This window comes from Polaromonas sp. (assembly GCF_029945925.1).
Taxonomy (GTDB): domain Bacteria; phylum Pseudomonadota; class Gammaproteobacteria; order Burkholderiales; family Burkholderiaceae_C; genus Polaromonas.
The window spans coordinates 85,867-99,561 of sequence record NZ_JAQSDN010000067.1 but is presented as its reverse complement, the minus strand read 5'-3'; the positions used below and the strand labels follow the sequence as shown (position 1 = coordinate 99,561).

Below are 13,695 nucleotides of genomic sequence, written 5' to 3'. Positions count from 1 at the left end.
AGATACAAAGCTTGGGCGATACTATGTTTCGAAACTTACGTGTTGATGTACTAGGCCGTATCCCCGGTCCCGCGCACCACCAGCACCGGAACCGGCGCGGTCCGCACGATCTGCTCGGCGTCGCTGCCCATCAGGACACGGCCTATGCCACGCCGCCCGTGCGACCCGACCACAATCAGGTCCGCCTTCGCGCTCCTGGCCTGCTCGGCCACATGTTCGCAGATGCGGCCTGGCCCGCCCACAATCAGCACGCTGTCCGTGTCCACGCCCTGGTCCACGGCCTTTTGCCGGCCGAGCGCCAGCAGTTTCTCGCCAGCCACCTGCATCAGCGGAACAATTTCATTGGTGTAATTCATCGCCGTCTCGAAGCCGTTGACGTAGCTCAACTCGTCGACCACATGGAGCAGCCGCAGCCGCGCGCCAGTCAGCCCGGCCAGGCGGATGGCTTCATCGAGCGCCTTTTCCGAAGTCGGGCTGCCGTCGAAGGGAACAAGAATCTGATGGTAAGCGGACAATTTTTTTCTCCCCGGTCAAAGATTTTTCAGCGCAGCGACAAACGCATCGCCACGGTTTCCTGCGCGCTTGCGGTGGACACCTCGAACCCGGTCTGGCGCGCCAGGGCGGCCATGCCCACGTTCTCCGGCAGGCACTGCCCCACGACCTCGGCCGTGCCGCGCTCGCGCAGGTAGCGAATCAGCTTGTCCATCAGCTGGCGCCCCAGGCCGCGCCCCTGCCAGTCCGTGGCCACCTGGATGGCGAATTCCGCCTGCAGGTTGTCAGGGTCGCAGACGGCCCGCGCTTCGCCCACCATGACCGGTTCGCCGCCCGCCTGCGGCACCATCGCCACAAAAGTCATCTCGCGGTCATAGTCGATCTGGCTGTAGCGTGCCAGCTCGGAATGCGGTACCTCGCGCCGCGTCATGAAAAAGCGCAAGCGCATGTCGGCGGGCGACGCCCCGGCATAAAAGGCCATCAGGCGCTGGCCATCCTCGGGGCGAATCGGACGCAGCAGCACGTCCTGGCCCTTGACCTGCACATGCTCTTCCAGGGTTTGCGGGTAGGGCCGGATGGCCAGCCGGCTGCGCTCGCCCGCCGGGACCGGGCGCAACCTGACCCGCGCATCGAGCGCCAGCACGCCGTGTTCATCAACCAGCAGGGGGTTGATGTCGAGTTCGGCCAGCCAGGCCAGGTCGCAGGCCATCTGCGAGACCTTCAGCAGCGTGGCCAGCAGCGCGGCCTCATCGGCGGGCGGGCGCCCACGGTAGCCCGCCAGCAGGAGCGACAACCGGCTGCCGGCGAGCATGTCCTGCGCCAGGCGGGTGTTCAGCGGCGGCAGCGCCACCACATGGTTCTTGTGCAGTTCGACGGCAACGCCACCCTCGCCAAGCAACATCACCGGGCCGAACACGGGGTCCGAGGCAATGCCGACAATCAACTCGTGCGCCCCGGGACGCTCAGCCATCGCCTGCACGGTGAAGCCGAGTATCTGCGCCTGCGGCAGCAGCCCGGTCACCTGCCGACGCATCTTCCCGGCCGCGCGCCTGAGCTCTTCGGCGGAGACCAGGTTGAGCGCAACACCGCCGACGTCGGACTTGTGGATGACCTGGGGCGACACGATCTTCAGGGCCACGGGGTAACCGATGCGGTTGGCTGCGGTGATCGCCTCCTCGACGTCGCGGGTCCTGACGGTTTCCACCGTGGGGATGCCGTAGGCCCGCAGCAGCGCCTGGGCCTGCGCATCACCGAGCCACTCGCGGCCTTCCTGCAGCGCCTCCTCAAGCAGCGACTGGGCCAGTTGCCGGTCCGGCGTGAAGTCCTCCAGCGCGGACGCGGGAAGCTGCTGCAAGGCCTGCTGGTTGCGCGCGTAGGTGGCCAGTTGCAGCCAGGCCGCCGCCGCGCGTTCCGGCGTGTTGTAGCTGGCAATGCCGGCTCCGGCAGTGGCCCGCCGCGCCGCCGCCACCGCCGCACCGCCCAGCCAGCAGGTCAGCACCGGTTTTGCGGACGCCTGGATCAACGGCAGGCAGGCCGCTGCGATCTGGTCGGCAGGAACAATGGCCGTGGGGGCATGGATGAACAGCACACCGTCGACCTCGGGGGCTGCCAGCAGGACCCGCAGGCTGTCCGCATAACGGCTGACCGGTGCATCACCGACGATGTCGATCGGGTTGCCGTGCGACCAGGTGGGCGGCAGGCACTGGTTCAGCGCTTCCAGCGTCCCTTCACCCAGCACCGCCAGCTGGCCGCCGCCCAGCGCCAGTGCATCGGCGGCCAGCACCCCGGCACCACCCCCGTTGGTCAGGACCGCCAGCCGCTCGCCTTGCCAGCCCTTCACATGGGTCAGGGTTTCGGCGGCATCGAACAGCGCCTCCAGCGTGTCCACGCGCAACATGCCGGCGCGCCGGACGGCGGCGTCGAACACCACATCGGAGCCGGCCAGCGCACCGGTGTGCGAGGCTGCCGCCCGGGCACCGTCAGGCGCACGCCCGGCCTTGACAACAATCACCGGCTTGTTGCGCGCGGCGGCGCGCGCCGCCGACATGAACTTGCGCGCGGTCTTGACCGACTCCATGTACATCAGGATGGCCCGTGTTCCGGAATCGCTGGCCAGGTAGTCGATGACGTCGCCGAAGTCCACGTCGGCGCTGTCGCCCAGCGAGATGAAATGCGAAAAACCGATGCCGCGGCTGTTGGCCCAATCCAGCATGGCGGTCGCCAGCGCGCCCGATTGCGTCACAAAGGCCAGCTTGCCGGGCAAGGCGTTGCCGGGTGCAAAACTGGCATTGAGCCCTATCCCCGGCACCAGCGCCCCGATGCAGTTGGGCCCGAGGATGCGCAGCAGCCAGGGCCGCGCCGCATCCAGCATGGCCTGCTCCAGCGTGGGCCCGCCCGCGCGCGAGGCCTGCTTGAGCCCGGCCGACAGCACGATGGCGGCACGCGTGCCCTTGCGGCCCAGGGCGGTGATCAGGTCGGGCACCGTCTCGGCCGGCGTGCAGATGATGGCCAGGTCAGGCGCCTGTGGCAGCGACTCGACATCGGGCCAGGCCGGCCCGCCGCCAACCTGGGCATGCCGGCGGTTGACCGGCCAGACCAGCCCCTGAAACCCGTCCGCCCTGAGATTGCGCAGGACCACGGCCCCCAGACTGCCCTCGCGGTCAGAGGCACCTATCAGGGCCACAGAGGCGGGGTGGAACAGGGTCTCGAGATTGCGTACGCTCATGAATATCCTTGGAACAGGGGGTCAAACATACCCCATGCTGGAAGATTAGCGCCCGGGCAGCACCCTCAGTTGCTCCAGATCAAAGACCCGGGTGCCGGGTGGCCCACAGAATGGTCACGCCAGCACAAGGTTCTCCATGGAAACATACGACAGCACCCTGATGCCGCGCTTCAGCCAGATTCTGGCGCAGCGCGAAGCCGAACTGCGTGCTCTCCTGCGCGCCACCGCCGAGCAGTCCCACGAGGCGGGCGACACCGGGCAGCACCGTGTGATGGATTTCAAGGATGTCGCCATGGAACAGGCCCTGGCCACGGTCGATGAGGCCAAGGCCGGACACGCGGTGCTTGAACTCGAGGACGTGCTGGCGGCGCGTCGCCGCCTGGCCGACCAGAGCTTCGGCCATTGCCTGGACTGCGGCGAAGCGATCGATCTGCGGCGTCTCGCGGCCCGGCCTGCCGCGGCCCTGTGCACCACCTGCCAGGCCATTCATGAGCATGAGCGTCCCATGGCGATGCGGCGCTGAACCGGAAACCGTCCCCACCTGAAAGGAACCCCATGCGTGCAAAAACGCCCCTCCCCGTTCCGTCCCGCGAAAGCACGGGTAGGGGCACCACTCCCGCCCGCTTTCTGGCCGACCTCGGCCGCCAGCAACTGGCCGTCGCCACCGATGCGGCCTGCGCCCTGTTGCGCGGCAGCGAAGCCATGCGGGCCATCCAGCATCAGGCGGCCCGCGAGGCTTCCCTGCGTCACCAGGCTGCGGCGCAAAAGCTGCATGGAAATTGCGAGCCGGCCGACCTGCTGGCCATCCAGTCGGATCTGCTGAGTTTTGACCTGCAGGGTGCCACCCAGTACTGGCAACAGATCACGGCCGCGGCACTGCAGTCACAGGTCGAGATGATGGCCAGCGCCACCCACCTGCTCGACAGCGAACAGGGCGGTGCATTGAAATCGGCCATGGAAAGCTTTCAGGCGGCGATCACTTCGAGCAATGGCTTTTTTGCGGGAAAGCCCGCCGCCACGGCGCCACAAATCCACGCCTGAAGCACGCCGCCCGCTGCCCCTTACTGCGGGCAGGAGTGCGAAAACCGCGCCTTACATTTGGTGAACGTAAGTGCCGGGTGCGGCTGACAGCCGGCCCGCAGAACGCAGGCCAGCGACCGGCACTGCTTTGGTCAGCCCCGTTGATTGTTCATGCAGCCAGGCGTGCCAACACGGCCACCAGGAGCCGGCAACCGGCGGTGCACCTTGCAGCCAGTCCTGCGGATCCGCGGGCGCCCTGCCTTGCGCATGGGTGGCGAAGTGGTAACTGGCCCGGGGATGGGCTGCGGCGCCGGACGGCGGATTGACGATGCCGACGTTGTGCCCCCCCGAGGTCAGCACAAAACTCACAGGCGCACGCGTCAGGCGGTGAATCTTGTAGACCGAAGTCCACGGCGACACATGGTCGCGCTCGGTGGCCACCACAAACATCGGCACCTTGATGTCGGCCAGCGAGATGGCGCGGCTACCGGCCATGTAACGCCCCTCTGCCAGGTCGTTGTGCAGATACAGCCGGCGCAGGTACTCGCTGTGCATGCGCGCCGGCATGCGCGTGGCGTCGGCATTCCAGGCGCGCAACGCCGTCATCGGTGTCTGCGCGCCCATCAGGTATTCATGCACGAGTTTGGACCACACCAGGTCCTTGGAATTGATCAGGGCAAAGGCGCCGGCCATCTGGCGACCGTCGAGATAGCCGCGTCCCGCCATCAGGTCTTCCAGAAACGCAATCTGGCTCTCGTCGATGAACAGACCCAACTCGCCAGGCTCGTGAAAATCAACCTGCGCGGCCAGCAGGGACACGGTTTTCAGAGGGGTGCGCGGCCGGGCGCCCAGGGCCGCAGCCGCCATGGCCAGCAAGGTGCCGCCCAGACAATAACCCGCCGCGTGAATGCCGGCGCCGGGCCGGAGTTCGCCCACCGCCTTCAGCGCCGCCATGGCCCCGAGTTCCAGGTAATCGTCGAGCCCCAGGTCCCGGTCCTGACCGTCCGGGTTTTTCCAGGAAACCATGAAGACGCTATGGCCCTGATCCACCAGATAGCGGACCAGCGAATCGGGCGGTGTCAAATCGAGGATGTAGTACTTCATGATCCACGAGGGTACGATCAGTACCGGCTCGGCATCGACCTTTGCCGTGGCCGGTTCGTACTGGATCAGTTCGATCAGGCGGTTGCGGAAGACCACCTTGCCCGGGGTCAGCGCCACCCCTTTGCCGGGGAGAAAAGCCTCCACGCCGCGTGGTTTGCCCTCCGTCAGCACCGCCATGGCGTCGCGCGACCAGTTGGCAAATCCATTGGCCAGATTGGCCCCGCCCGTGGCCAGGGTTTCTTTCAGCACCTGGGGGTTGGAGATGGGAAAGTTCGAGGGTGACCACATGTCCAGCCACTGGCGTGTGGTGAATGCTGCCACGTCTTCATGGTGCCGGGAGACGCCGCGCACGCCTGTCATGGCCCCGGTCCACCACTGGTCCTGCAGCAGGAAGGCCTGGGCCATGGCGCTGAACGGCAGCATGTTCCACTCCTGCGGCGAGAAGCGCTTGTCCTGGGGGGCCGGCTCCACGCAGCGCACACAGTCCCCCCGCCAGGCCTGCGGCGCATACTGCGCCCACAGCAGACCCTTGCGCAGCGCGTCGGCAACCAATTCGGCCTGCCGGGACGGCGACACCAGCAGGTGCGTGAACCAGTCGGCATACGCCCCGGCCACCGAGGCCGGTGAGACGCCGTGCGTGAGTCGGGCCAACCCAGCCTTGAGTGGAAGGTCCATCGGAGCCGGTGTGTGCCCGGGCGGGCGGGAATCAGAAAGTGCCATGAAAAAGTCCGACGCCACTACGCCGCCAGTCAGTTAAAAACAGGATCGTCCCGTAGCAGCGCCACCCCGCATTTGCGCAAGGTCAACGAAACCCCTCAATCGCGGCCCACGGCCTCACCAGCTGCGTACCATGCCTGCATGCCGCCCGATGCCATGTTCGCGATGACCGTCAATCCCTCCGGCGCGAAACTGCAGCCTGGGTCGAAACCTGTGCCGCAGGCGGTTGGCTGCGAGGTGGTGGTGCGCGTGCTGGCCTGCGGCGTATGCCGCACCGATCTGCACATCATCGACGGCGAGTTGCCGGTCCGGCGGGCGAACCTGGTGCCGGGGCATGAGGTGGTGGGGCAGGTGATCGCCCGCGGTCCCCTGGCGCGGCGTTTTGCGGTCGGCCAGCGCATCGGCATCCCCTGGCTGGGCCAGGCTTGCGGTGAATGCCTGTTCTGCACCATGGCCCGAGAAAACCTGTGCGACCAGCCGGTGTTCACTGGTTATGACCGGGACGGGGGCTTTGCCGAATACGCCGCCGCCGACGAGCGCTTCTGCTTTGCCTTGCCCGACCGCTACGACGACGCCCACGCCGCCCCGCTCCTCTGCGCTGGCCTGATCGGCTTTCGCGCCTGGCGCCTGGCGGGCGAGGCCCTGCCGCGCCGGCTGGGCCTGTATGGTTTCGGCGCGGCAGCCCACATCGTCTGCCAGATCGCCGTAGCGCGCGGCCAGCAGGTCCATGCCTTCACACGGTCGGGCGACACGGTGGGGCAGGCGTTCGCCCGCAGCCTGGGCGCCGCCTGGGCCGGCGGTTCGGAAGAAACACCGCCTGCACTGCTGGACGCGGCGCTGATTTTTGCCCCGGTCGGTGCGCTGGTGCCGACTGCGCTGGCGGCCACACGCAAGGGCGGAACCGTGGTTTGCGCCGGCATCCACATGAGCACCATTCCGGCTTTTGACTACGGCCTGCTCTGGGGTGAGCGCGTGCTCCGGTCGGTTGCCAACCTCACGCGCGAAGATGGCGAAGCCTTTTTCCGCACCGTGGCCGGGATGTCCCTGCAGACCCATGTGCAGACCTTTGCCCTGCGGGACGCCAACGCGGCGGTGCAGGCCCTGCGCGAGGGGACGGTACAAGGCGCGGCGGTCCTGCTGCCCTGAGACCGGCAGCCGGAAAGGCAATGGCGGTGCATCCGCGAATCCGGTGCATCCTGTTGCAAAAAATGCGGCGTCGACAAGCGCCATGGCTGCGATCTGTTGCGGGGTCATTGCGCGCGAACGCAATGCTGAAGAACGCCGGCAGATCAAGCCGTGTCCCGCGTGAGCCGGGTTCCGCGTCGACTTGAGCAATGTCAATGCACGCCGCGCAAAGAAGAATAAATTGAGCGCCTTGGCTGCGCCATGCGGCCGCGTTCAGATTCCAGCAGCAATCAGGAGAGTTCCATGAAAACGGATGCCCATATCAAGGCCGACGTCACCGACGAACTCGCGTGGGATCCCGCCGTCAATGCCACCGGCATCGGCGTGGCGGTCAGGGAAGGTGTGGTGACCCTGACCGGCCACCTCGACAGCTACGCCGAAAAGCATGCGGTGGAACAGGCTGTGCACCGCGTGGCAGGCGTGCGCGGCATCGCGGTGGAACTTGACGTCAGGCTGACAGCCGAGCACAAACGAAGCGACTCCGATATCGCGCAGGCGGCGGCCACGGCCCTGCAGCTGAACTCCCTGGTGCCGGACGAGAAGATCCAGGTCCTGGTCGAAAACGGCCGGGTCACCCTCACCGGCGAAGTCGACTGGAGCTACCAGCTGGCAAGCGCCGAACAGTGTGTGCGGCCGCTGGCCGGCGTGCGCGGCCTGTCCAACCGCATCACCATCAAGTCGCGCGCAAGCAGCAAGGACGTCGGCGTCCAGATCACCGCGGCCCTGACGCGACAGGCCGCACGGGAGGCCAAACACATCACCGTGGAGGTTGAAGGCAGCGTCGTCACCCTCTGGGGCAAGGTGCATTCGCTGGCGGAGCGCGAAGCAGCCGTCGGGGCTGCGTTCTCGGCGCGCGGTGTTTCGCGCGTTGTGGACAAACTCGAAGTCGGTGCCTGACATGGAAGGCACATTCCTCTCATCGTTTTTACAATCATTCAAGGAGAGTCCATCATGAGCAATCTTCGTGTCCTGGATCCGGCCTTCACCGACTCCTTCGAGTCGGCCATGCGCCGCTTCTTCTCCCCCGCAGTTTTCGAGACGGAGACGCCGGCGCTGAAAATGCGCATCGATGTCTCGGAGAAGGATGATGCCTACCAGGTCAAGGCCGACATCCCCGGTGTGAAGAAGGAAGACATCAACGTGCGCATCGACGGCAATGTGGTGCAGATCGACGCCGAGGTCAAGCGCGAAAAAGAGACCAGGGGCAATGGTGACAAGGTCCTGCGCAGCGAGCGCTACTGGGGCAATATCTCGCGCACCTTCAGCCTGGCCCAGGATGTGGACGACGGCAAGGTCCAGGCCAGGTACGCCGACGGCGTGTTGACGCTGGAGCTGCCGAAGAAGGCTTCGGCAGCGAGCAAAAAAATAGCGGTTCAATAGCCCCTGCACGCATGACCACGGCGCAGCAGCCGGACGCCCCGGTGCTGCGCATCCGGTCGCTGTCCAAGACCTATGGCAGCGGTGAAACCGCCGTGCATGCCTTGCGCGACGTGGATCTCGAGGTGTGGGCGGGCGAATTTCTGGTGCTGCTGGGCGCCTCGGGCAGCGGCAAGTCCACGCTGCTGAACATCCTGGGCGGACTGGACCGGCCGAGCACCGGCGAGGTGGATTTCCTGGACCACCGCCTGACCGATGCGCCCGATGAGGAGTTGACGCGTTACCGGCGCGAACACGTCGGCTTCGTGTTCCAGTTCTACAACCTCATTCCCAGCCTGACCGTGCGCGAGAACGTGGCACTGGTCACCGACATCGCCAGCGACCCCATGCCGGTGGACGAGGCGCTGGCACTGGTGGCGCTGACGCCGCGGCAGGATCACTTCCCTTCCCAGCTGTCCGGCGGCGAGCAGCAGCGCGTGGCCATTGCGCGGGCCATCGTCAAGCGCCCGCAGCTGTTGCTGTGCGACGAGCCGACCGGCGCGCTGGACTATGCCACCGGCAAGCTGGTGCTCGAAGTCATCGCCCGCATCAACCAGGAACTAGGCACCACGGCCATCGTCATCACGCACAACGCCGCCATCGCCGGCATGGCCGACCGCGTCATCCGCCTGGCGGACGGGCGCATCGCCAGCATTGAAGTTCCGTCGCGGCGGCTCACCCCCGCTGAGTTGTCATGGTGAAGCCGTGAAAGCACTCGATCGCAAGTTGTTGAGGGACCTGCGGCTGCTCTGGAGCCAGGGCCTGACCATCGCGCTGGTGGTGGCCAGCGGCATAGGCGGCTTCATCACCAGCCTGAGCGCGGTGGACTCGCTGGGCCTGGCGCGCGAGCGTTTTTATGCGGAAGCACATTTTGCCGATGTGTTCGCCACGGTCAAACGCGCGCCGAACGCCCTGGTCGAGACGCTGCGGGAAGTGCCCGGCGTGGCCGATGTGCAGACCACCATCGAGCAGGTGGTCCGCATAGCGGCTCCAGGGGTGAGTGACCCCATCCTCGGCCAGCTGGTCGGCGTGGACCGCAAACAGCTGCCGCGCATGAACCAAGTGAGCGTCTCGCGCGGCCGGGCGCTCGACAACGCGGGCCTCGCCTCCGGCGCACGCAGCGACGGCCGCATCGAGGTGCTGGTCTCGGCCGGTTTCGCGACATCGCGGGGCGTCAAGCCGGGCGACATCTTCACTGCCCTGATCAACGGAAAACAACGCACCCTCCTGATCGCCGGCATCGCGCTGTCGCCGGAGTACATTTTTGCCGGGCTGGGCGGCAGCCCCGACCAGCGCGGCTTCGGGGTGTTCTGGATGGACCGCGACACCCTGGCCGCGGCCTACGACATGCAGGGCGCCTTCAACCGCGTGAGTATCAAGCTTGCGCCGGGGGCATCGCAGCGCGACGTGATTGCCCGCATGAGCCGGTTGCTGGCACGTTACGGCGCGGGAGAAGCCTATGGCCGCGAGGACCAGATCTCGCACGCCATGCTCGACGCCGAAATCAAGGAGCAGCAGGTGCTGGGTACGGTGCTGCCTTCCATCTTTCTCGGCGTGGCAGCCTTTCTTCTGCATGTGGTGGTGTCACGGCTGGTGTCCACCCAGCGAGAACAGATCGCCGCCCTGAAGGCGCTGGGCTACGCCAACCGCAGCATAGGTACGCACTACCTCAAGCTGGTGCTGGTGATCGTCATCCTGGGGCTCTTGCTGGGCATCTGGCTCGGCGACTGGCTGGGCGCCGCCTTCACGCGGTTGTATGCCGACTTCTTCTACTTTCCGACGTTTGAGCACCATCTTGCACCGTGGTTGCTGGTGGTGGGTGCGGGCCTGACGCTGGCGACCGCCGTGCTGGGCACACTCAGTGCCATCGGCGCCACCGTGCGCCTGGCCCCGGCCGAGGCCATGCGCCCGCCCGCACCAGGGCACTTCCGGCGCACGCTGCTGGAGCGCCTGGGTGTCAAGGGTGTCAAGCCGGCCCTGCAGATGATCCTGCGCAACATGGAGCGCCGCCCGCTACGCACCGGACTGTCCATTGCCGGCGTGGCAGCAGCCGTGGCCATCGTGGTGATGGGCAATTTCATACGCGACGCGATCGACCATATTGTGGACACCCAGTTCACCCTGGCCATGCGCAGCGACGTGATCCTGTGGATGAGCGACCCCATTGGCAACGAGGCCCGCCATGAGGTGGCACGCATGCCCGGGGTCATCGCGGTGGAGGCGACCCGCGACGTTCCGGTGCGTTTCGTCAACGGCCCGGTCAGCGAGCGGGGCCTCATCCAGGGGTATGCGGAAAACCCCGCGCTGCGGCGCATCGTCGACATCCGCGGCCGGGAAGTGCCCCTGCCCGATGGCGGACTGGTGATGACAGACCGCCTGGCCAGCAAACTGGGTCTGCGTGTGGGTGACACGGTGCGCGCCGAGGTGCTCGAAGGACGCCGTGAGACGCTGCAGCTGACATTGGCAGCCACCGCACAGGAAATGATGGGACTGAACGCCTACATGGAGCGCCGCGCGCTGAACCGGCTGATGCGCGAAGGCGACGTGGCCTCGCAGTACGCGGTGGCACTGCAGCGCGGCAGCGAAGCCGCCTTCCTGGCCGCCAGCCAGGGCCTGCCGCGCGTGGCGGGCACCTTCAGCAAAGCCAACCTGCTGCGCAACATGCAGGAGGTCAGCGCTCGCAATGTCCGCCTCATGAGCCTGGTTCTCACCGTGTTTGCCAGCGTGATTGCCGTGGGTGTGGTCTACAACAATGCACGTATCGCGCTGTCGGAGCGAACCTGGGAGCTGGCCAGCCTGCGGGTGCTGGGCTTCACCCGCGCCGAAGTTTCGGTCTTGCTGCTTGGCGAACTGGCCATCAGCATCGCCATTGCGTTGCCGCTGGGCATGTTGATGGGCTGGGGCCTGGTGCATCTGGTCGCGGAACTGCTCAAGTCCGACCAGTTCCAGTTTCCAGTGGTGATCCAGCCGCGGACCTATGCCTGGGCAGCCATCTGCGTGGTCGCCGCCGGCGTGGCCAGCGCCCTGGTGGTACGGCGACGGATCGACCGGCTCGACATGGTGGCTGCGCTCAAGACAAGGGAATAAGGAACAGGGAACACAGGGGAATGAATGTGCTGAAACTCAAAAAAACGACCTGGCTCTGGATTGCGGCAGGCGTCGCCGTGCTTGCGGCGCTGGCCTGGGCCTTTTCGCCACGCCCCGTCGAAGTTGAAACCGCGGCGGTCAAACAAGGCCATTTCGAGCAGTCCATCGAGGAAGATGGTCGCACCCGGCTGAAGGACCGCTACACCGTCTCGGCGCCGGTGGCCGCACGCGTGGCACGCATGGTGCTGCGCGAGGGTGACAGCGTGGCCGCCGGCGACGTCGTGGCCGTGCTGACGCCTGTCATGTCGTCGATGGTCGATGAACGCAGTGCGCGCGAAGCGACGGCGCGGCTGAAAGCGGCCGCAGCCGGGGTGGAGCGCGCCTCGGCCCGCGTGGCACGTGCCAGAATTTCCCTGCAGGAGGCTCAACTGGAAAAGGAGCGTACCGAGAAACTGGCCGGTGAAGGATTCCTGTCGGCCTCGCGGCTCGATGCGGTCCGCTTGGCCCAGGCAGGCGCCCGCCGTGAACTGGAGGTGGCGGACGCGGAGCGTGAAATGGCGGTGCAGGAAAAGGCCCAGGCCGCGGCGGTGCTGCAACCGGCCGTTGGCGGTGACCGGAGCGCCCGGCCGCTGAGCGTGCGTTCGCCGGTCAGCGGGGTGGTGCTGCGCGTGCCGCAGCCGAGCGAGGCCACCCTTGCCGCCGGTGCCGCCCTGCTGGACATTGGCGACCCCCAGCGGATGGAAGTGATCAGCGAACTGCTGACCACCGACGCGGTGCAGGCCACGGCCGGGCGCCGCGTGGTGATCGAACGCTGGGGCGGGCCGCCCGTCGAGGGCGTGGTGCGCCGTGTGGAACCGGCCGCCTTCACCAAGGTTTCAGCGCTGGGTATTGAAGAGCAGCGCGTCAACGTGCTGATCGACATCAGCAGCCCGCCCGAAGCCTGGCGCAGCATGGGCGACGGTTTCCGGGTGTCGGTGCGGATTGTCACGGCCAGTGTCGAACAGGCCGTGCTCGCGCCCCTCGGGGCGCTGTTCCCTCACGGCAAGGGCATGGCGGTCTACCGGCTGGACGGTCGTTATGCCCGGCTGCAGCCGGTCGAGGTAGGCGCCCGCAACAACAACGAGGCCTGGCTGCCCAGCGGCCTGACGGTGGGGCAGAACGTGATTGTTTACCCGCCTGCCACCATCCGCGACGGCAGCAAGGTCCACGTCCGCACGCCCTGACACCGTGATGCCCGTGATGCCACGCATCATGCCCGCGTGCACGGGGTCCACGCCATGTTGTGCGCCAGCGCGGCAACTCCGGCGGCCAGCGTGGCAGCGAAGGTGACGCGTGACGCCAGGCGTCAACCGGCCAGTGGCGACCAACTGGCGGGACGCACCGGGCTGGCCTGCCGGCTGGCCGCCTGCAAGGCATGGCCGAAGGCCTCAAGACGGCCGGCATAACTGCCGTCGTCGACCTCACGCGTGGTGAATGCGGTCGCCAGCAAGGGCGCACGCCCCAAGAGGTGCCCGATTTCGGCCACTGCATTCGGTGCGCCGCTGCCGCCCATCACCGACACCACCGCGATCTGCTGCAAGTCATCGCGCCGGTCGGCCACGAAGCTGCGCATCGGCGAGGCCAGGCGATAAGCCCAGATCGGAGAGACCAGCACCACCGTCCCGAAACCTCCGGGATCCGGCCCCTGGTAACGGATGCGCGGCTGGCGTCGCAGCAGGGAGTCGGCCACGCAGCGCAGCGTACCGGACGCGCCGGAACGGGCTCGCTCCTCCACGATTTCGCCCGAGGGCCAGTCGAGCTGACTGCACAACAACTGCACCAGGCGACGTGAGGTGCCGGTGTAGGAATAAAAGACGACAAGGATTTTGTCCATCGGTCTCTCCTCTGGGGTGGACGGGAAACTATAGGCAGCAGCCGGGCATGGACATTGAGGTGCATCAAGTCGCTGC

Annotated in this window: 12 protein-coding genes; 8 read left to right on the top strand and 4 right to left on the bottom strand. The window is 66.8% G+C overall.

Features of this window, described 5'->3' with window-relative positions; genetic code table 11:
* Positions 1–50: 50 nt before the first annotated feature.
* A complete protein-coding gene (locus tag PSV40_RS22215) occupies positions 51–515 on the bottom strand; it encodes a universal stress protein (protein WP_300542025.1) in 465 nt (154 codons plus the stop codon).
* 26 nt (positions 516–541) lie between these two features.
* Entirely contained in the window at positions 542–3,217 is a 2,676-nt protein-coding gene (locus PSV40_RS22210) for a bifunctional acetate--CoA ligase family protein/GNAT family N-acetyltransferase (RefSeq protein WP_300542023.1), read from the bottom strand.
* Between the two features lie 136 nt (positions 3,218–3,353).
* Here PSV40_RS22210 and PSV40_RS22205 point away from each other — a divergent pair, with 136 nt between their 5' ends.
* Together PSV40_RS22205 and PSV40_RS22200 are read left to right on the top strand one after the other, a co-directional pair.
* A complete protein-coding gene (locus tag PSV40_RS22205; RefSeq protein ID WP_300542022.1) occupies positions 3,354–3,740 on the top strand; it encodes a TraR/DksA C4-type zinc finger protein in 387 nt (128 codons plus the stop codon).
* A gap of 32 nt (positions 3,741–3,772) precedes the next feature.
* Positions 3,773–4,258 carry a phasin family protein gene (locus tag PSV40_RS22200; protein WP_300542020.1) on the top strand — a complete coding sequence of 162 codons (486 nt, stop codon included), beginning with the start codon at positions 3,773–3,775 and terminating at the stop codon, positions 4,256–4,258.
* A 51-nt stretch (positions 4,259–4,309) separates the two neighbouring features.
* On the opposite strand, the gene PSV40_RS22195 is transcribed toward PSV40_RS22200, so the two are convergent.
* The gene (locus PSV40_RS22195) at positions 4,310–6,061 is read right to left on the bottom strand and encodes an alpha/beta fold hydrolase (RefSeq protein WP_300542018.1); all 1,752 of its coding nucleotides are present in this window, start codon (positions 6,059–6,061) and stop codon (positions 4,310–4,312) included.
* 153 nt (positions 6,062–6,214) lie between these two features.
* On the opposite strand from PSV40_RS22195, the gene PSV40_RS22190 reads away from it, so the two are divergent.
* The 6 genes from PSV40_RS22190 to PSV40_RS22165 all read left to right on the top strand — a co-directional run bounded on the left by PSV40_RS22190 (position 6,215) and on the right by PSV40_RS22165 (position 12,969).
* Entirely contained in the window at positions 6,215–7,204 is a 990-nt protein-coding gene (locus PSV40_RS22190; RefSeq protein ID WP_366915061.1) for a zinc-dependent alcohol dehydrogenase family protein, read from the top strand.
* Between the two features lie 282 nt (positions 7,205–7,486).
* Positions 7,487–8,140 carry a BON domain-containing protein gene (locus tag PSV40_RS22185; protein WP_300542014.1) on the top strand — a complete coding sequence of 218 codons (654 nt, stop codon included), beginning with the start codon at positions 7,487–7,489 and terminating at the stop codon, positions 8,138–8,140.
* A gap of 54 nt (positions 8,141–8,194) precedes the next feature.
* Positions 8,195–8,623: an Hsp20/alpha crystallin family protein gene (locus PSV40_RS22180; RefSeq protein WP_300542012.1), complete on the top strand. Its 429-nt coding sequence runs from the start codon at positions 8,195–8,197 to the stop codon at positions 8,621–8,623.
* An 11-nt stretch (positions 8,624–8,634) separates the two neighbouring features.
* Positions 8,635–9,360, top strand: coding sequence for an ABC transporter ATP-binding protein (locus PSV40_RS22175; protein ID WP_300542010.1), 726 nt, complete (start codon positions 8,635–8,637; stop codon positions 9,358–9,360).
* 4 nt (positions 9,361–9,364) lie between these two features.
* Positions 9,365–11,746, top strand: coding sequence for an ABC transporter permease (locus tag PSV40_RS22170; RefSeq protein WP_300542008.1), 2,382 nt, complete (start codon positions 9,365–9,367; stop codon positions 11,744–11,746).
* Between the two features lie 20 nt (positions 11,747–11,766).
* The gene (locus PSV40_RS22165; protein ID WP_300542007.1) at positions 11,767–12,969 is read left to right on the top strand and encodes an HlyD family efflux transporter periplasmic adaptor subunit; all 1,203 of its coding nucleotides are present in this window, start codon (positions 11,767–11,769) and stop codon (positions 12,967–12,969) included.
* 122 nt (positions 12,970–13,091) lie between these two features.
* Here the strand turns inward: PSV40_RS22165 and PSV40_RS22160 are convergent, their stop codons facing one another.
* Positions 13,092–13,619, bottom strand: a complete 528-nt coding sequence (locus tag PSV40_RS22160) for a flavodoxin (RefSeq protein ID WP_300542005.1) — start codon at positions 13,617–13,619, stop codon at positions 13,092–13,094.
* Between the last annotated feature and the right edge of the window lie 76 nt (positions 13,620–13,695).

What these genes read in the sequence shown, in the direction of transcription:
- PSV40_RS22180 (WP_300542012.1), top strand. Translation starts at nt 8,195, where the DNA reads ATGAGCAATCTTCGTGTCCTGGATCCGGCCTTCACCGACTCCTTCGAG.
- PSV40_RS22165 (WP_300542007.1), top strand. Translation starts at nt 11,767, where the DNA reads ATGAATGTGCTGAAACTCAAAAAAACGACCTGGCTCTGGATTGCGGCA.
- PSV40_RS22210 (WP_300542023.1), bottom strand. Translation starts at nt 3,217, where the DNA reads ATGAGCGTACGCAATCTCGAGACCCTGTTCCACCCCGCCTCTGTGGCC.
- PSV40_RS22185 (WP_300542014.1), top strand. Translation starts at nt 7,487, where the DNA reads ATGAAAACGGATGCCCATATCAAGGCCGACGTCACCGACGAACTCGCG.
- PSV40_RS22205 (WP_300542022.1), top strand. Translation starts at nt 3,354, where the DNA reads ATGGAAACATACGACAGCACCCTGATGCCGCGCTTCAGCCAGATTCTG.
- PSV40_RS22200 (WP_300542020.1), top strand. Translation starts at nt 3,773, where the DNA reads ATGCGTGCAAAAACGCCCCTCCCCGTTCCGTCCCGCGAAAGCACGGGT.
- PSV40_RS22195 (WP_300542018.1), bottom strand. Translation starts at nt 6,061, where the DNA reads ATGGCACTTTCTGATTCCCGCCCGCCCGGGCACACACCGGCTCCGATG.
- PSV40_RS22160 (WP_300542005.1), bottom strand. Translation starts at nt 13,619, where the DNA reads ATGGACAAAATCCTTGTCGTCTTTTATTCCTACACCGGCACCTCACGT.
- PSV40_RS22175 (WP_300542010.1), top strand. Translation starts at nt 8,635, where the DNA reads ATGACCACGGCGCAGCAGCCGGACGCCCCGGTGCTGCGCATCCGGTCG.
- PSV40_RS22190 (WP_366915061.1), top strand. Translation starts at nt 6,215, where the DNA reads ATGTTCGCGATGACCGTCAATCCCTCCGGCGCGAAACTGCAGCCTGGG.